This window comes from Paraburkholderia sp. BR14374 (assembly GCF_040948685.1).
GTDB classification, from domain to species: Bacteria; Pseudomonadota; Gammaproteobacteria; order Burkholderiales; family Burkholderiaceae; genus Paraburkholderia; species Paraburkholderia youngii.
The window spans coordinates 518,612-536,848 of sequence record NZ_JBFPKF010000002.1; the positions used below are offsets into that span (position 1 = coordinate 518,612).

The 18,237-nt window shown below is 66.2% G+C and carries 14 protein-coding genes and 1 tRNA gene; 4 read left to right on the plus strand and 11 right to left on the minus strand.

Translation table 11 applies throughout. The features are described 5' to 3' along the window. Positions 1-39: 39 nt before the first annotated feature. The 4 genes from AB3X86_RS06265 to AB3X86_RS06280 all read right to left on the minus strand — a co-directional run bounded on the left by AB3X86_RS06265 (position 40) and on the right by AB3X86_RS06280 (position 4,430). Complete coding sequence (locus AB3X86_RS06265; RefSeq protein WP_368590608.1) at positions 40-1,188, minus strand: iron-containing alcohol dehydrogenase; 1,149 nt, start codon at positions 1,186-1,188, stop codon at positions 40-42. 153 nt (positions 1,189-1,341) lie between these two features. Further along, the gene (locus AB3X86_RS06270) at positions 1,342-1,872 is read right to left on the minus strand and encodes an NUDIX domain-containing protein (protein ID WP_176107984.1); all 531 of its coding nucleotides are present in this window, start codon (positions 1,870-1,872) and stop codon (positions 1,342-1,344) included. 126 nt (positions 1,873-1,998) lie between these two features. After that, positions 1,999-3,030: a low specificity L-threonine aldolase gene (locus AB3X86_RS06275; protein WP_368590607.1), complete on the minus strand. Its 1,032-nt coding sequence runs from the start codon at positions 3,028-3,030 to the stop codon at positions 1,999-2,001. Positions 3,031-3,116: 86 nt separating this feature from the next. Next, complete coding sequence (locus AB3X86_RS06280) at positions 3,117-4,430, minus strand: YbfB/YjiJ family MFS transporter (RefSeq protein WP_368595292.1); 1,314 nt, start codon at positions 4,428-4,430, stop codon at positions 3,117-3,119. A 101-nt stretch (positions 4,431-4,531) separates the two neighbouring features. Here AB3X86_RS06280 and AB3X86_RS06285 point away from each other — a divergent pair, with 101 nt between their 5' ends. Continuing rightward, positions 4,532-5,452, plus strand: coding sequence for a LysR family transcriptional regulator (locus tag AB3X86_RS06285; protein WP_368595293.1), 921 nt, complete (start codon positions 4,532-4,534; stop codon positions 5,450-5,452). Positions 5,453-5,614: 162 nt separating this feature from the next. Here AB3X86_RS06285 and alaS read toward each other — a convergent pair whose 3' ends face one another. Further along, positions 5,615-8,239, minus strand: coding sequence for an alanine--tRNA ligase (gene alaS, locus AB3X86_RS06290; protein ID WP_368595294.1), 2,625 nt, complete (start codon positions 8,237-8,239; stop codon positions 5,615-5,617). 322 nt (positions 8,240-8,561) lie between these two features. On the opposite strand from alaS, the gene AB3X86_RS06295 reads away from it, so the two are divergent. After that, on the plus strand, positions 8,562-9,782 hold the full coding sequence (locus tag AB3X86_RS06295; protein WP_368595295.1) for a CaiB/BaiF CoA transferase family protein: 1,221 nt from the start codon (positions 8,562-8,564) through the stop codon (positions 9,780-9,782). Positions 9,783-9,800: 18 nt separating this feature from the next. On the opposite strand, the gene AB3X86_RS06300 is transcribed toward AB3X86_RS06295, so the two are convergent. Both AB3X86_RS06300 and ggt read right to left on the minus strand, forming a co-directional pair. Beyond that, positions 9,801-10,361, minus strand: coding sequence for an RBBP9/YdeN family alpha/beta hydrolase (locus tag AB3X86_RS06300; protein WP_368595296.1), 561 nt, complete (start codon positions 10,359-10,361; stop codon positions 9,801-9,803). Between the two features lie 55 nt (positions 10,362-10,416). Further along, complete coding sequence (ggt, locus tag AB3X86_RS06305) at positions 10,417-12,228, minus strand: gamma-glutamyltransferase (protein WP_368595297.1); 1,812 nt, start codon at positions 12,226-12,228, stop codon at positions 10,417-10,419. 348 nt (positions 12,229-12,576) lie between these two features. Between ggt and AB3X86_RS06310 the strand changes: the two genes are divergently transcribed. Together AB3X86_RS06310 and AB3X86_RS06315 are read left to right on the plus strand one after the other, a co-directional pair. Then, complete coding sequence (locus AB3X86_RS06310; RefSeq protein ID WP_368595298.1) at positions 12,577-14,301, plus strand: glutamine--tRNA ligase/YqeY domain fusion protein; 1,725 nt, start codon at positions 12,577-12,579, stop codon at positions 14,299-14,301. Between the two features lie 200 nt (positions 14,302-14,501). Continuing rightward, the gene (locus AB3X86_RS06315; protein ID WP_368595410.1) at positions 14,502-15,395 is read left to right on the plus strand and encodes a transporter substrate-binding domain-containing protein; all 894 of its coding nucleotides are present in this window, start codon (positions 14,502-14,504) and stop codon (positions 15,393-15,395) included. 16 nt (positions 15,396-15,411) lie between these two features. Here AB3X86_RS06315 and AB3X86_RS06320 read toward each other — a convergent pair whose 3' ends face one another. From AB3X86_RS06320 to AB3X86_RS06335, 4 genes are all read right to left on the minus strand, one after another. Continuing rightward, positions 15,412-15,861, minus strand: coding sequence for an NUDIX hydrolase (locus tag AB3X86_RS06320; protein ID WP_176380390.1), 450 nt, complete (start codon positions 15,859-15,861; stop codon positions 15,412-15,414). Further along, positions 15,858-16,241: a hypothetical protein gene (locus tag AB3X86_RS06325; protein WP_368595299.1), complete on the minus strand. Its 384-nt coding sequence runs from the start codon at positions 16,239-16,241 to the stop codon at positions 15,858-15,860. The genes AB3X86_RS06320 and AB3X86_RS06325 overlap by 4 nt, the downstream gene beginning before the upstream one ends. Before the next feature lie 121 nt (positions 16,242-16,362). Further along, a complete protein-coding gene (locus tag AB3X86_RS06330) occupies positions 16,363-17,928 on the minus strand; it encodes a methyl-accepting chemotaxis protein (protein ID WP_368595300.1) in 1,566 nt (521 codons plus the stop codon). 186 nt (positions 17,929-18,114) lie between these two features. Continuing rightward, positions 18,115-18,191: transfer RNA gene (locus tag AB3X86_RS06335), tRNA-Arg, on the minus strand. Positions 18,192-18,237 lie beyond the last annotated feature (46 nt).

The window sequence follows — 18,237 nt, forward strand, 5'->3', positions numbered from 1 at the left end:
GGACGTGGCGGTTGGTGGATGCGAGGAGGCGGGGCTCGGTCACAAAGACTCGGTCAGCATGCGGCGATAGTCGTCGGCACTCGCCTCGCGCGGATTCGTGCGATGGCAATGATCAAGCAGCGCGCCCTGCACGACCTTGTCGAACATGCTTTCGTCGACGCCCATCTGCCTGAGGCCGGTCGGCAGACCGAGCCGCGCGGTCATGTCGAACAGCGCCTGCGCCAGATCCGCATGCTCGGGCACCCCCATCACGCGACGCATGCGCGCATAGCGACGCTCGGCCACCACGCTCGGCGCGCGCTCGTTGAAGCGCAGCACCGCGGGCAGCACGACCGCGTTCAGCGTGCCGTGATGCAGCGACGTGCGGCCGTTCACCTTCAAACCGCCCAGCGGATGCGACAGCGAATGCACACAGCCGAGGCCCTTCTGGAACGCCATCGCGCCCTGCATCGACGCGCTCATCATGTTCAGGCGCGCCTCACGATCGCTGCCGTCCGCGCACGCGCGCTCGATGCTGTGCCACGCGCGTTCGAGGCCGTCGAGCGCGATGCCGTCGGCGGGCGGATTGAAGGCCGGCGCGAGGAAAGTCTCGATGCAATGCGCGATCGCGTCCATGCCGGTCGCCGCCGTCAGCCCCGGCGGCAGGCCGAGCGTGAGACCCGGATCGCACAGCGCCGATTTCGGCAGCAGACTCCACGAATGAAAGCCGAGCTTGCGGCCGTCGTTCAGGATCACGATCGCGCCGCGCGCGACTTCGCTGCCGGTGCCGGCCGTGGTCGGAATCGCGATCAGCGGCGCGACGGCGTCGGTGATCTTCGCGCTGCCGCCTTCGATCGTCGCGTACTGCGTGAGCGGCCCCGGATGCGTGGCCGCGATCGCGACGCCTTTCGCGAGATCGATCGACGAACCGCCGCCCACCGCGATCAGCCCGTCGCAGCGCTCGTCGCGATACACCTGGGCGGCCGCGAGCACCTTTTCCTCGGTCGGATTCGACGGCGTGTCGTCGAACAGCGGCACGTCGCCGAGCTTCAGCGCATCGAGTGCCTGCCGCGCGATGCCAGCCGCGACGACGCCCTTGTCGCTGATCACCAGAGGCCGCTTGATGCCGATGCGCGCGCACTCGGACGACAGTTGCGACAGTGCGTCATAGCCCAGATGAATATGGGTCAGGTAGTAGATGTAGGCCATGCCGTTGCTTCTCCCTGAGCGTGCGCTCGTTGACCGCTGATTGACGTGGATGAACGATTCGGTGATGCGTCGATGGCTGTGCTGTGGGCTGTCTCTATGTTCTCTGCGTTGTCTGTGTGCTGGCCAATGTTGCAGCTCCGTGGGCGCAGCGCTTCACAGCCCCGGACGCTCGACGAATTCGAACGGCAAATTGCGCCGCCGCATCCATTCGCCGAGCGCTTGCCCCGTACCCGCGCGCCAAGGTCGCAGCTTCGCGGGCTCGACGAGCCGGTATTCGAGCAGTTCGGGCGACAGCGCGATCGTCCCATGCGCCTTCACGTGATACGCGATGATCAGCTCGTTCTTGCGGATGAATTCGTACACGCCGATCAGCTCGACCGACTCCGTATGCAGCGAGGTCTCCTCCATCACTTCGCGCGCGATGCCCTGCTCCGGCGTCTCGCCGTTTTCGAGGAAGCCGGTAATCAGCGCGAACCTGCCCTCGGGCCACGCGGCATTGCGCGCAAGCAGAATCTTGCCCTCGTACTCGACGATCGCGGCGACGACCGGCAGCGGATTATTCCAATGAACGTAGCCGCACTCGGTGTCGGGACAGATCTGACGGACGCGGCCACCGTCGTGCTCGGGGTCGGTGCGTTCGGTCAGCGGCTTCGCGCAGCGGGGACAGAATCGGTACTCGGTCATGGCGGGGGACGTCTCGTTGTTTCGTGTTTTTTGGCGGGTCGTAGTGGAGTGACTTTGCGTGTGTGCCGAGTGGTGCGTCGAGGCGCCGTTTGTTACCCGGGTTCCGGCAGCTTCACGCGTCTTCGATCACGCGACGCAAAGTTCGCGCACGTCGGCGGCGAAACGCTCGACCGTTTCGGGCTGCGTGTCCCACGCGCACATCAGCCGGCAACCGCCCGCGCCGATGAACTCGTAAAACTTCCAGCCACGCGCGCGCATCGTCTTCGCGGCATGCGGCGGCAACTGCGCGAACACCGCGTTCGATTCACTCGGAAACATGATGCTCACGCCCGGGATTTCCTGCAACCGCGTCTCCAGCAAACGCGCCATCGCGTTCGCGTGACGCGCATTGCGCAACCATACATCGTTGTCGAGCAGGCCGAGCCACGGCGCGGAGATGAAGCGCATCTTCGATGCGAGTTGTCCCGCCTGCTTGAGCCGATAAGCGAAATCGTCGGCGAGCGCGCGGTCGAAGAACACCACCGCCTCGCCCACTGGAAGACCGTTCTTGGTGCCGCCGAAGCACAGCACGTCGACACCCGCGCGCCACGTGATTTCCGACGGATGCACGTCGAGCGCGGCAACCGCATTCGCGAAACGCGCGCCGTCCATGTGCACCTTCAGATGACGGCGCTTCGCGATCGCGGCGATCGCGCGCACTTCCTCGACGCTGTAGACGGTGCCGACCTCGGTCGACTGCGTCAGCGTGACGACCTTCGGCTTCGGATAGTGGATATCGGCGCGCCGCGTGACGATGGACTCGATCGCATCGGGCGTGAGCTTGCCGCCGATGCCCGGCGCCGTCAGCAGTTTCGAGCCACCTGAAAAGAACTCGGGACCGCCGCATTCGTCGGTCTCGATGTGTGCCAGGTCGTGGCAGATCACCGAGTGATACGACTGGCACAACGACGCTAGCGCGAGCGAATTGGCCGCCGTGCCGTTGAACACGAAGAACACTTCGCAATCGGTCTGAAACAGGTCGCGCAGACGGTCGCAGACCTGGTTGGTCCAGGAGTCGTCGCCGTAGGCCGGTTCGTGCCCGCTGTTGTTGGCGGCGATCAGCGCGTCGAGCGCTTCGGGACAGATGCCGGCATAGTTGTCGGACGCGAAATGTTGCATGGTCGAGCGACGCGCCCGGCGACAGGCGCGAGGGAATGACGGAAAGCGGTCATTTTAGTGCGCTCGTGCGAGATTTGTTTTCGGTGCTAGTTGCAACCGCAATCCGGCATGCGACCACGGCGCAGTCCGCGCGGCACCCGCATCACCGCGATCAGCCCTGCCGCCCCCGCCAGCAGCGCGCCCGCGGCGAGCCACAGCGCCAGCCAAAACGATCCCGTGTGGGCGGCGATCGGCGCGGCCACCAACGGACCCGCGATCTGTCCGATGCCGTAGGCAGCCGTCGCGTAACCCATCAGCCCGGCCGCGTCGTCGCCGCGCAGCCGGCGCGCCTCGCGCATCGCGAATAGCGTGATCGCGGTAAACGGCAGGCCGATCAGGATGCTGCCGAGCGAAAAACCGCCCGCCGTCGGCCACACGATGCCCAACGCGATGCCGATTGCCTGCAGCACATACGAGCCCGCGAGCAGCGTGCGGTTGTCCCAATGCAAGGGCAAACGCGCGGCGAGCAACGCGCCGACGATCAGCGCGGCACCGAACATCGGCCAGAACAGGTCCGGCCACGCCGAGCCCGGCAACGCGTGGCGCGCGATGACCGGCAGAAAGGTCGCGGTGATGATGTAGCCGAAGCCCGGGATACCGTAGAGCAGCACCAGCCAGAACGCGTCGCTGCGGTGGACGGCATGACTCGTCCGAACGCCGGCCGTACGGGGCGGCGGGTTTGCGCCAGCGCGTGATCCGGTGGCGGATTTTGCGGTCGACGAGCTCGCAACGGCAGGCTTCGCCGGCCCCACGCCCCGCGTCTCCCCGAACACCGGCCACACCAGCACGGTCAGCACCGCGCCGATCAACGCAAAGCCGATCCATCCGACCACCGCGCCATAGCCGCCCGCGACGCTGACCAGCAGGCCGGTCCCGACGATGCCCACGCCCGGCCCGGTGTAGATGACCCCGCTCCACGCATTTGCGCCGAGTTCGGCGAGCCGCCGCAAGCCCCACTGCGACGCGAACACGAAGGTCCACGCGCTGACCGCGCCGGCGACGAAGCGCACCAGCGCCCACACCCAGAACTGGCCGGTGACGCCCATCGCGAGCGTCAGCAGCACGGTCGCGGCGAGTCCGACGCGCACCATGCGCGCGGGCTCGGCCCGCAGCGCCGCGCACGTCATTGCGCCGACGAAATAGCCGGCGTAATTAAACGACGCGAGCCAGCCGCCATGCTGGATATCGAGGTGCGGCTGGCCGAGCGCGGCGCCGTGCAGCATCAGCGGCAGCAGCGGCGTAAAAGCAAAGCGCCCGATCCCGAGCGCGACGGCCAGCGCGGCCATGCAGGCGAGCGCCGCGCGCCGGGCCGCGTGCGGTTCGTGGAAGCGCGAGTACGCGTGGGAAGCAAGGTCGTTCATGATCGGACGGTCAGGCAGCGATGGGGTGGATCCATATTAGCTTGACCTTTCGATCACGAAAAATGAATAATTAGGATGTCATTCATCGCCGGGAGAGAATCATGGATCTGGCCGCTCTGACCATTTTTCGCGCGGTCGTACGCGAAAACGGCGTGACACGCGCCGCGGCGAAGCTCAATCGCGTGCAATCGAACGTGACCACGCGCATCAAGCAACTCGAGGAGCAGCTCGGCACCGAGCTGTTCATCCGCGACGGCCGCCGGCTCGTGCTGACGCCGGCCGGCGAGACGCTGCTGCCCTACGCCGAACGGCTGCTCGCGCTCGCCGACGAGGCGCGTCACGCGGTGCGCGAGGATCGCCCGAGCGGGCGTCTGCGCCTCGGCACGATGGAAAGCGTCGCGGCGACGCGTCTGCCGGCCCTGCTCGCGCAATATCACCAGCAATGGCCGGCCGTCGAACTGGAGCTGGAGACCGGCACGACCGGCAGGCTGATCGAGCGCGTGCGCGAATTCGAGGTCGATGCGGCGCTGGTCGCAACGCCGCTCGACCCCGCGACGCTCGGCGATGTGCTCGAGACCGTGCCGATCTTCCGCGAGGAACTCGTGATGCTGACGCCGCGCGGCCATCGGCCGATCCGCGAAGTGCGCGACATCGCGCTATCGACGCTGATCGCGTTCGAGCGCGGCTGCGCTTATCGCGCGTATATCGAGAAGTGGTATCTGGAGCACGGGGTGCGGCCGGAGCGCGTGCTGGAGCTCGGCTCGTATCACGCGATCGTCGCGTGCGTGGCGGCCGGCGCGGGCGTCGCGGTCGCACCGCGCTCGGTGCTCGATCTGCAGCCCGACACGAGCAATATCGCGGTGCACGAGTTGCCCGATCTCGGCATCATCGACACGCTGCTGGTGTGGCGACGCGGGCATTTTTCGTCGGCGCTCAATGCGTTGCGGCGCGCGCTGGTCGCGTCGCAGGAAGGGACGGCCGACGCGGATGCGGCGGCGCCCGTGGATGCGAATGTGGTTTGATCGTTGAATCCGCCGCGCCGGCAAAGAGGTTCGACGCAAGCCGATTGGCTTCAGCAAAAGCGAAGGGGCCACGTAGCGCGCCGATTCTGCTGGCGCGCCGCGTAGCCCCTTTGTCGAACCCGCTCGACTTCGCGTCGAGCCGGACTCAACCGACCATCAGATTCAAAGCTGTGCTTCGACCCAGCTCTTGACGCCCGCGAGCGCCGCCGGCAGGTTGGCCGGTTCGGTACCGCCAGCCTGCGCCATGTCCGGACGGCCACCGCCCTTGCCGCCCACCTGCTGGGCCACGAAGTTGACCAGTTCGCCCGCCTTGACCTTCTTGCTGGCGTCGGCGGTCACACCGGCGATCAGGCTGACCTTGCCGCCTTCGACCGACGCGAGCACGATCGCCGCGCTCTTCAGCTTGTCCTTGAGCTTGTCGACCGTTTCGCGCAGCGTCTTCACGTCCGCGCCTTCGAGCGTTGCCGCGAGCACATGCACGCCGCCCACTTCGATCGCCTGGCCGGCGAGTTCGTCGCCCTGGCTCGACGCCATCTTCGACTTCAGCGCGCTCAGTTCCTTCTCGAGCGCCTTTACCTGGTCCTGCACCTGGCCGATGCGCTGCGTGAGTTCCGCCGGTTGCGCCTTCAGCATGGCCGCTGCCGCGTTGACGCGCGCTTCGAGCTCCTGCACGTAGCGCACCGCGTTGTCACCGGTGATCGCTTCGACGCGACGGATACCGGCCGCGACGCCGCCTTCCATCACGATCTTGAAGAAGCCGATGTCGCCCGAGCGATTCACGTGCGTACCGCCGCACAGCTCACGCGAGAAGCCCAGGTCGAGCACGCGCACTTCGTCGCCGTACTTTTCGCCGAACAGTGCCATGGCGCCGCCCTTCACCGCATCGTCGTACGACATCAAACGCACGATACCGGGCGCGTTCGCCAGCACTTCCGCGTTGACGATTTCCTCGACGCGGCGGATCTGTTCGTCCGTCATCGGCGCGTTGTGCGCGAAGTCGAAGCGGGTCTTGTCGGCGTCGACGAGCGAGCCCTTCTGCTGCACGTGCGAACCGAGCACCTCGCGCAGCGCCTTGTGCATCAGGTGCGTGGCCGAGTGGTTGCGCGCCGTGCGAGCGCGGCGCACCGCGTCGATTTCCGCCTTGACGACGTCGCCAACCTTCAGCGTGCCCTGCTCGAGCGTGCCGTGATGGCCGACCACGTCGGCCTGCACTTTCAGCGTATCGGCAACGGCAAAGCGCGTGCTGGCGTTCGCGAGCACGCCCTGGTCGCCGACCTGACCGCCCGACTCCGCGTAGAACGGCGTGTGATCGAGCACGACGACCGCCGGCTGACCGGCTTGCACCTGCTGCACCGACGCGCCGTCCACATACAGCGCGACGACCTTCGCGTCGTCGAAGACGATTTCTTCGTAGCCGTGGAACGTGGTCTTCGCGCCCGAGTACTCGAGGCCCTGGGCCATCTTGAACTTGCCCGCCGCGCGCGCCTGCTCGCGCTGACGCGCCATCGCATCGTCGAATGCGGCTTCGTCGACCGTCACTTCGCGCTCGCGGCAGACGTCCGCGGTCAGGTCGAGCGGGAAGCCGTAGGTGTCGTGCAGCTTGAACGCGAGTTCGCCGTCGAGCGTCTTGCCACCCTTGGCGTCGAGATCGGCCAAGGCGGCTTCGAGAATCGACATGCCGTGCTCGATCGTCTCGAAGAAGCGCTCTTCTTCCTGACGCAGCACGTCGGTCACGCGCTTCTCGGCCTGCGCCAGTTCCGGATAGGCTTCGCCCATCTGCGCGACGAGGTCGGCCACGAGGCGATGGAAGAACGAACCCTTCTTGCCGAGCTTGTAGCCGTGGCGGATCGCGCGGCGCACGATGCGGCGCAGCACGTACCCGCGGCCTTCGTTGCCCGGAATCACGCCGTCGACGATCAGGAACGAGCACGCGCGGATGTGATCGGCGATCACCTTCAGCGAGTTGTTGGTCAGATCGGTCACGCCGGTTTCGCGGCCGGCGGCCTGGATGAGCGCCTGGAACAGGTCGATCTCGTAGTTGCTGTGCACGTGCTGCAGCACTGCGGCGATACGCTCGAGGCCCATGCCGGTGTCCACGCATTGCTTCGGCAGCGGCGTCATGTTGCCCTGCGCGTCGCGGTTGAACTGCATGAACACGAGGTTCCAGATTTCGATGTAGCGGTCGCCGTCTTCCTCGGGAGACCCCGGCGGGCCACCCCACACGTCCGGGCCGTGGTCGTAGAAGATTTCCGAACACGGGCCGCACGGGCCGGTGTCGGCCATCTGCCAGAAGTTATCCGACGCGTAGCGCGCGCCCTTGTTGTCGCCGATGCGGATGATGCGCTCGACCGGCACGCCCACTTCCTTCGCCCAGATGTCGTGCGCTTCGTCGTCTTCCTGGTAGACGGTGACCCACAGCTTGTCTTTCGGCAGCTTATAGACTTCGGTCAGCAGTTCCCACGCGTAGTGGATCGCGTCGCGCTTGAAGTAGTCGCCGAACGAGAAGTTGCCGAGCATCTCGAAGAACGTGTGGTGACGCGCGGTGTAGCCGACGTTCTCGAGGTCGTTGTGCTTGCCGCCGGCGCGCACGCTGCGCTGCGCGGTCGTGGCGCGCGAATACGGACGCGATTCCGCGCCGAGGAACACATCTTTGAACTGCACCATCCCCGAATTGGTGAAGAGCAGCGTCGGGTCGTTGCCGGGCACGAGGCTCGACGAACGGACGATCGTATGGCCCTTCGATTCGAAGAACTTGAGGAATTTCTCGCGGATTTCAGCGGCTTTCATAGCGTGCGGGGGACGGTCCTGACGGTTCCTGACGAAGACTGGCGGTCGATGGGATGCGCCAACTGTCTGTTTCTTTAAACGACTGATTATACGGGATCGGCACGCGTGCGCGGCACTGCGCGCCGGCGTGCTGGCCATCCGGCCAGCACGGCATGCGCCCGCTGCGACACTCGCGTGTCCCATCGTCCGAGCCGCGCTATGACGTTCGGCTGACTGCGCCCGCGAGCGGGAATCGCTTAAGATGACTTCCACGAAACCTCGCGCGAAATGGCGCATGGCGGCTCGCCGCGCGGCATGCAACCATCAGGAGACATTCAGGAACATGGGCGCTCTCAGTCACATCCGCGTGCTGGATCTCACCCGCGTGCTCGCCGGTCCGTGGTGCGCGCAGACGCTCGCCGATTTCGGCGCCGACGTCATCAAGATCGAACGCCCCGAGGTCGGCGACGACACGCGCCACTGGGGGCCGCCGTATCTGCGGACGCCGGACGGCGCGGACACGCGCGAAGCCGCCTACTATCTCGCGGCGAACCGCAACAAGCGCTCGGTCACGCTCGACATCGCGTCGCCCGAGGGCCAGAGGATCGTGCGCGAACTGGCCGCGCAAAGCGACGTCGTGCTCGAAAACTACAAGGTCGGCCAGTTGAAAAAATACGGCCTCGACTACGAATCGCTCAAAGCGGTGAAGCCCGACCTGATCTACTGCTCGGTCACGGGCTTCGGGCAAACCGGGCCGTATGCGCAGCGCGCCGGTTATGACTTCATCGTGCAGGGCATCGGCGGCTTCATGAGCATTACCGGTGAGCGCGACGGCCAGCCGGGCGGCGGCCCGCAGAAGGCCGGCGTCGCGATCGCCGACCTGATGACCGGCATGTACTCGACGATCGCCGTGCTGACCGCGCTCACGCACCGCGACCGCACGGGCGAAGGCCAGTACATCGACATGGCGCTGCTCGACGTGCAGGTCGCGATGCTCGCCAACATGAACTCGAACTACCTCGCGAGCGGCCAGCCGCCAATGCGCTGGGGCAACGCGCATCCGAACATCGTGCCCTACCAGACCTTCCAGACGAGCGATGGCTGGATCATCGTCGCGGTCGGCAATGACGGACAGTTCCGCAAGTTCGTCGAGGTGGGCGGCCGCCCTGAACTCGCCGACGACGATCGTTTCGCGACCAACCCCGCGCGCGTGCGCAACCGCGAACTGCTCGTGCCGATGCTCGCGGACATGGTCCGTCTGCAGGGCAAGCAGCAATGGATCGCGGCGCTCGAAGCGGCCGGCGTGCCGTGCGGGCCGATCAATAACCTCGACGAAGTGTTCGACAACGAGCAGGTGGTCGCGCGCGGTCTTCAGGTGGCTCTGCCGCATCCGTCGGGCGGCACGGTCAAGCTCGTGCGCAATCCGATCAACATGACCGGCACGCCGCCGCAGGCGCTGAGCCATCCGCCGCTGCTCGGCGAGCATACCGAGCTTGTGCTGCGCGACCTGCTCGGATACGACGCGCGGACGATTGCGGAGTTGAAGCGAAAAGCGGTGATCTGACCAACGAGGCGGCGAGACTCAGCGCGCACGCGTTAGCGAAGCCAGCCAGCCCCGCCCCTCGTCCCAATCGCCGAGGCCGCTATCGGCGTTGATGTGGCCGCGCGCGCCGATGCCGATCCAGCGGCTGCCCCACGCGCTCGCGCAGGTTTGTGAAAACGGCACGCCGCCATACGGATCGTCGCTGCTCGCCACGACGATCGTCGCAAACGGCAGGCGCTCGAGCGGCACCGGCGCAAAGCCGGTCGCGTCCCGCGGGAATTGCGCTTCGGCCGGATCGGGCACGGCGACCAGCAGCGCGCCGGCCACTTTCGCGAGTTGCGCAGCGCTAGCGTACTGCGAGGCCCAGAACGCCGTGGTCAGACAGCCGAGACTGTGAGCGGCGAACACGACCGGCGCGTCCAGGGAATCGAGCGTGGCGGCCAGCGTGCGGCACCAGGCGTCGCGCGAAGGGTGGTCCCAGTCCGGCATCCGCACGCGGACGAACGCGGGATCGAGCGCTTGCCAGCGCGTTTGCCAATGGCCTGGGCCGGAGTCCAGATAGCCCGGCAGTACTAGTTTGGTTGGTTGTTGTTCGGTCATCGTGCTTCCCCGTGTTCGGCTTATGGCCCGCTCGCGGGATAGCGCAGCGGGGCGTCTACCGTATCACGCGTGCCACGCCGGCACCACGGGGATCGCTCGCTGGCTCGGGCGTCGCGCCGTTCACGCGGATCATCTGCACGTCGCCGTTGAACGGCTGCTGCTCGACCGTATAGCCGAGCTCCTTCAATTGCGTGGCGAGCTCATCCGGCGCGGGATGGTACGGCTCGAAGTAAATCGTCTTTTGCCGCAGCAGCTGATGATGGAAACGCATTGCGGCGAGCGCGTCCGTCGGCGACATCTCGAAGTCGGACAGATTCGTCATCACCTGGAAGATCGTCGTCAGGATGCGCGAGCCGCCGGGCGTGCCGATCGCCAGCGCGATCTTGCCGTCCTTCAGCAGCAGCGTGGGCGTCATCGACGAAATCGGGCGGCGGCCCGGCGCGATCATGTTCGGCTCCGCGTCGGCATCGGCGGCGCCGGATGCCGAGGCCGCGCCCGACGCGCCCGTCGCCCCGGCGCCGGCCGGCTTGATCAGGAAATCGTCCATCGCATCGTTGAGCAGGAACCCGCCGCCGTCCACCACGACGCCCGAGCCGAAATCGCCGTTCAGCGTGTAGGTGTTGGCCACCGCGTTGCCCCACTTGTCGACTACCGAGAAATGCGTGGTTTGCGCCTTTTCCGTCGCCGCGGCGCCGTCGACTCCAGCCTTCTCCGCGGCCGCTCCGGGCGCTTCGCCGGCTTTGACTTCGGCCGCGCGCTGCGCGAGGTAGGCGTCGTCGATCAGCTTCGCGACCGGTACCGGCGATGCGTCAGGGTCGCCGATATAGCGCTGCCGGTCAGCGAATACCCGATCCTCGATCTGCGCGATCAGATGGATGTACGGCGCCGAATTCAACGCGAGACCGTCGAACGCCGGCTGCAGAGCGGCCCGCATTTTCAGCAACTGGATCAGCCCGATGCCGCCCGAGCTCGGCGGTGGCGCGGTGATCACGCGGTAGCCGTGCCAGTCGGCCGCGAGCGGCTCGCGCCAGAGTGCCTTGTACTGGCTCAAATCCTGGCTCGTGATCAGGCCGTGGCCGTACATCTGCGCGGCGATCATTTGAGCGGTGCGGCCCTCGTAGAACTCGCGGCCGCCGTCGCTCGCGATCCGCCCGAGCGTCTGCGCGAGTTCCGGCTGGCGCAGCGTCGCGCCCGCTTTCAGGTTGCCGAAATAGGCGTCGAAATTGGTCTTGCCGGCGAAACTTTTCGCGGCCGCGTCGCGTCGCTGCTGCAGGCGCGGGCCGACCTGGAAGCCGTCGGTCGCGTAATGGATCGCGGGCGCGAGGACCTGCTTCCATTTGAGCTTGCCGAAGCGCCGCTGCGCTTGCCACATACCATCGACAGTGCCCGGCACGGCCGCCGCGCGATGGCCGACCGTGCTCATGCCAGGCACCACGTTGCCCTTGTCGTCGAGGTACATGTCGCGGTTCGCCTGCTGCGGCGCGCGCTCGCGATAATCGAGAAAATACGGCTTGCCGTCGACCAGCAGCGTCATGAAACCGCCGCCGCCGAGGTTGCCCGCATCGGGCCGCGTGACGGCCAGCGTGAAGGCGATCGCGACCGCGGCATCGACCGCGTTGCCGCCTTCGGCGAAGATCTGCTGCGCCGTGTCGGCGCTGTAGCCGTCCGGCGCGGCGACGGCCGACCCATCGAGCGCTGGCTTCGGCAGCGGTGTTTTCGCAGCGGCGGACAGCGGCGCGGCCACGTTCACGGCCAGCGCGGCAAACCACGCGGAAGCGAGCACGCGACGAGTACGGCAAGAGAATCGGGCGCTAGCCAAAGCGCGGGCAAGAGGCGCGCGAAACGCGCCGTGCATCGGGAGAGACATCCGAGAGAACTCCGGCAACGAGGCGAGCATGGCGCACGAGCAGAGGAGCCTCGTGCAAGCGATGAAGGACAGCGTGGACAGCTCAGGCAGCCTGCCCCGCGCGAAGGCCCAGCGCGGGTGCGCGGGCCGCGCGCAGCAGCGCATCCTAAGTCGGCGCGGCGCGCGTCGCCAACCCGTTTTACCTCCTGTTACAGCCCCGCGCGCCTGCCTCGGTGACTGCGGCATCCGCGCCAGACCCGCCCCGCCGTTGGCTGCACGCCGCAAGCGCCTGCCGCGAGCGGGCTCGTCAGGTAGAATTGACGGCTAAGCGGGCGCATCACGCGCCCCCACGGACTCTCATCTTCTCGCATGAATACCGAACGCAAAGACGCTGACCGCAACGACGCGCCCGCGGCATCCAATTTCATCCGCAACATCATCGACGACGACAACCGCACCGGCAAATGGAGCCAGCGCGTCGAAACGCGCTTCCCGCCGGAGCCGAACGGCTATCTGCACATCGGTCACGCGAAGAGCATCTGCCTGAACTTCGGCGTCGCGCGCAGCTACGGCGGCGTGTGCCATCTGCGCTTCGACGACACCAATCCGGAGAAGGAAAGCGTCGAGTACGTCGAGTCGATCATCGACTCGGTGCGCTGGCTCGGCTTCGAATGGGAAAAGGACCGCACCGAGCATCTGTACTACGCGAGCGACTACTACGACAAGCTGTACGAGTTCGCCGAGCTGCTGATCCAGCGCGGCAAGGCGTACGTGGATAGCCAGTCGGCCGAGGAAATGCGCGCGAACCGCGGCTCGGCCACCGAAGTCGGCACGCCGTCGCGTTTCCGCGAGCGTTCGGTCGAGGAAAACCTCGGCCTGTTCCGCCGCATGAAGGCGGGCGAGTTCAAGGAAGGCGAGCACGTGCTGCGCGCGAAGATCGACATGTCGTCGCCGAACTTCAACATGCGTGACCCGGTCATCTATCGCATCCGCTTCGCGCATCACTACCGTACCGGCGACACCTGGTGCGTGTACCCGATGTACGACTACACGCACTGCATCTCGGACGCGCTCGAAAACATCACGCATTCGCTGTGCACGCTCGAATTCGAAGATCACCGTCCGCTGTACGACTGGATCCTCAACGAGCTCGCCGAAGCCGGCATCTTCAAGCGTCCGTTGCCGCAGCAAATCGAGTTTTCGCGCCTGAACCTGACCTATGCGATCACCAGCAAGCGCAAGCTGCTGCAACTCGTCAACGAAGGCCATGTGGAAGGCTGGGACGACCCGCGCATGCCGACCATCGTCGGCGTGCGCCGGCGCGGTTTCACGCCCGAATCGATCCAGCTGTTCTGCGAGCGCATCGGCGTGACCAAGGTCGACTCGTGGATCGACATGAGCGTGTTCGAAGGCGCGCTGCGCGACGATCTCGACGAGAAGGCGCCGCGCATCGCCGCCGTGCTCGATCCGGTCAAGCTGATCATCGACAACTTCCCCGAACGCCTCACCGAGCCGTGCCACGCACCGGTGCATCCGCATCATCCGGAACAGGGCGTGCGCGAGTTTCCGATTTCTCGCGAGCTGTGGATCGAGCGCGAGGATTTCACGGAAACGCCGCCGAAGGGCTACTTCCGCCTGTTCCCGGGCAACAAGGTGCGCCTGCGCTACGGCTACGTGATCGAATGCACGCACGCGGACAAGGACGAGAACGGCAACATCGTCGCGGTGCACTGCAACTACTTCCCGGACAGCAAATCGGGCACCGAAGGCGCGAACAATTACAAGGTCAAGGGCAACATCCACTGGGTCAGCGCGGCGGCCGCGTGCCCGGCCGAAGTGCGCATTTACGACCGGCTCTTCAAGGAACCGCAACCGGACGCCGGCGGGCGCGATTTCCTCGAAGCGCTGAATCCGGACTCGAAGCGCGTGGTCCAGGCGTACCTCGAAACCGGCGCGCGCCACGCGCTGCCGGAGCAGCGCTACCAGTTCGAGCGGCACGGCTACTTCGTTGCCGATCGCGTCGATTCGAAGCCGGGTAAGCCCGTATTCAACCGCATCGTCAGTCTGCGCGACAGTTGGGGCAAGCCGGCCTAAGCTCGCGTCAGCGACGGCCCGGCGCTGACGGGCCATCCGGGTTGCAGGATGTTAGATCGATAATCACAGCGCGCTCGCCTGGGCGCGCCGGTCCGGGAGGCCCGATGAAGGTTGCAGGCCGCTGCGGGGAAGGGTCTGAAGGTATGGTTCGGAGCGGACGGGGCCAGCGCGGCTCAGGCATGCCGTATCTCGTGCGCGGCATGCGCCGCGTGCTGCTTGCGCTGGCCGCCTGCGGCGCGGTCGCGTTCGCCGGCCCCGCACGCGCGGATGAACTGACCGGCACGCTGAGAAAGATCCACGACGACGGCGTCGTCGTGCTCGGAGTGCGCGAGGCATCGATCCCGTTCTCGTACTTCGACGGCAGGCGCACGGTCGGCTACTCGCAGGCGATCGCGATGCAGATCGTCGATGAAATCAGGAAGACGCTCGGCATGCCGCAGTTGCGGGTTCACGAAATCACGGTGACTTCGTCGAACCGCACGCCGATGCTGCTCAACAATCAGATCGATCTCGAATGCGGCTCGACCACGCACACCGTCGAGCGCGAAAACGTCGCCGCGTTTTCGGACAGTTTGTTCCAGTACGCGGTGCGCATGATCACGCGCAAGAACAGCGGCATCACCGACTTCCCCGATCTGGCCGGCAAGCCGGTCGTGACGACCGCGGGCACGTCCGACGAGCGCCTGCTGCGCAGGCTCAACACCGAGAAGCAGCTGAACATGCGAATCATGAGCGTGCGCGACCATCAGGAAGCCTTCAACGCGATGAAGGACGGCCGCGCGGTGGCGTTCGTGATGGACGAGCCGATCGTCTACGGTTTCAAGGCGACCGACCCGCATCCCGACGATTTCATCGTGACGGGTACGCCGCTCGGCTACGAGGTGTATGCGTGCATGTTCCGCAAGGGCGACGAGCCGTTCCGGGCGCTCGTGAATCGCGTGATCGCGCGCTCGCAGACGTCCGGCGACGCGGAGCGTCTGTACCGGCAGTGGTTCACGCAGCCGATTCCGCCGCGCGGCATCAATGTCAATTTCCCGCTGTCGGAGCAAAACCGCGCATTGTTCGCGCATCCTAACGACCACGCGCTCGATTGAACGCGGCGCGCGCCGTCTATAGCGACCGGTGCAGTTCCGCGAGCGACAGCGTCGTCTCGAAGAGCCGCGTCAGACTACGGCTCGCATAGTGCGGGACCTCTTCGATCGACGCCCAGCGGTAGTCGTCCATCTCCGGGATCAGCGTGCCGTCCGAGCGGCGCGGAAACAGCGACGTGCAGGTGCACGTGCTCAGATCGAGTTCGCCGGCACTCGCGCGCGCCGCGAACAGATGCAGGTCCTTGTCGCGCCGATAGACGAACAGGCCGAGATCCTTCAAGCGGCCAGCCTCGAGCGCGATGCCGGTCTCCTCGACCATCTCGCGCAGCGCGGTGACGTGCGGCGCCTCGCCGTCCTCGCCCTGCCCTTTTGGAATATCCCAGTGCGTCGTTTCCGTGGCGTGCGCGAGCAGCACGCGCCCGTCGGGATCGAGCAGCACGACCCCGCACGAGACGATTCGCGGGCTCATCGCTTCTGCAGTTGCCAGGCGCCGCCTACCTTGCAGAAGTTCGGACGCAGGTTCATCGATTGCCCCTTCGCATTGAGTACGACGCCGAGGATGCGGCAAGTGCGCCCGCCGTCGGTCGAGGTGCTGTCCATCGTGATGGTCGCGTCGATCTTCACGCTATTGCCGGTGCCGTCGTTGACCCACGTAAAGCTGTCGCCGTCCTTCCTGTCATTGAGCGCGCTCATGACCGCGTGCTTGATCGAGTCGTTGTCGCGCTGCTTCATGTAGGTGATCGGCGTGTCGTTCAGAAAGGCCAGGTTCGCCGCTTGCCCGCCGATCGCCGCGCCGAGCAGCAGGCCTGCGGCACCAAGGCGGAACAGCACACGGGTTCGCGTCGACATGTGGGACTCTCCTTGAAGTGCGCACGGCGCGCACGGGCGCACGCGGTTTTTGGGCTTTTGATCCTGACCTCAAAAGCATAGCATGCGCACTTCTGCAGGCAGCGCGCCATCGACGCGGCCATCAACGTGCGGCGGCCGCCCCCTGCAGGCGGAACGTGCTTACGACGTCGCGCAGCATCTGCGCCTGCTCCTGCATCGACTGCGCGGCGGCCGCCGCCTGCTCGACCATCGCCGCGTTCTGCTGGGTGGTCTCGTCCATCTGCGCGATCGCGAGATTGACCTGCTCGATGCCGCGGCTCTGCTCGTCCGACGCGGCGGAAATCTCGCTGATGACGTCGGTCACGCGCTTCACCGCATCGACGAGCGAATCCATCGTGCCGCCCGCTTTCTCGACGAGCGCCTTGCCGCTGCCGACGCGCGCGACCGAATCCTCGATCAGCGTCTTGATCTCCTTGGCCGCATCGGCGCTGCGGCGCGCGAGATTGCGCACCTCGCCCGCGACGACCGCGAAGCCGCGACCCTCCTCACCGGCGCGCGCGGCTTCGACGGCCGCGTTCAGCGCGAGGATGTTGGTCTGAAACGCGATGCTCTCGATCACGCCGATGATATCGACGACGCGCGCCGAACTCGCCGCGATGCTCTGCATATTCGCGACGACGTGCTGCACGGCTTCGCCGCCCTCGCCCGCGAGCTGCGACGCGGAGTGCGCCATGCGGTTGGCCTGCAGCGCGTTGTCGGCGTTCTGCTTGACGGTCGCCGTCAGCTGCTCCATGCTCGCGGCCGTTTCGCCGAGCGACGACGCCTGCTGTTCCGTGCGTGCCGACAGATCGAGATTGCCCGCGGCGATCTCTTCCGCCGCGACCGTGATCGTTTCGGTGCCGCCGCGAATACGCCTGATCGCGTCGGCGAGGCGGCTTTGCATGCGCTGCATCGCGAACAGCATGCTTTCCTGATCGTTGCCGGCCAGTGTGACGGGGCACGATAGATCGCCGTCGGCGATCGTCTCCGCGACGCGCGCCGCATAGGCGGGCTCGCCGCCGAGACTGCGCTTGACGTTGCGGATGATCAGCACGAGCGCGATGGTGCTGACACTGCCGATCATGAGGATCGTCAGCAGATAGCGCAGCAGGTCGGCGCGGAACGCCGCGTCGATGTCGTTCACGTAGACGCCCGAAATCAGATACCAGTCCCACGCGGCAAAGCGCTTGACGAAGCTGATCTTCGGCACGTGCTCGTTGTGGCCGGCAAGGCGTCCCATGTAATCGACGAAGCCCTGCCCCTGCGCCTGCGCAACCTTGACCATCTCGACGAACAGCAGCTTGCCGTCGGTGTCCGCGTAGTGCGACACGTCCTTGTTGCGCAGATCGGCGAGCACTGGATGCATGATCACGACCGGCGTCGCGGTCGTCACGATCATGTAGCCGCTGCCGGGGTAGCGCATCGCGGACAGGCGGGCGAGCGCCTGCTGGCGCGCCTCATCGGGCGTCAGCTCGTGTTGGTCGGCGCGCTGCGCGTAGTCGGCGACGATGCCGTACGCGCTCTCGACGACGTTCTGCACCGCCGACTTGCGCTCGGCGAGCATCGTCGCGCGCGACTGCCACGCGGCCCAGCCGCCGAGGCCGAGCAGGCCGAGCCACGTGATCAGCAGCGCGAGCCAGAGTTTGGTGTTGAGGCTGAGTCGGTTCACGCTGATTCCTCCATCGCGGCGCGTCAAACGGTTCTGTCGAACTAACGGCGTCGCGCGCGATTTCCTGAGTCGGCAAACACCCGAAGCAAGCTCGGCGTCGCGTTCAATGATCCGCGCGAGGTGCGAAAAGACAGCAAAAAGACAAAAAGGGTTACAGGCGCGAGGCCTGTAACCCTTCGATGATTCTGGTACGGCAGGAGGGGCTCGAACCCCCGACCCTCGGCTTAGAAGGCCGATGCTCTATCCAGCTGAGCTACTGCCGTATGGATCGCTATTCGCATGAAAACGGCACTCGCGGCGAGCCGCCCG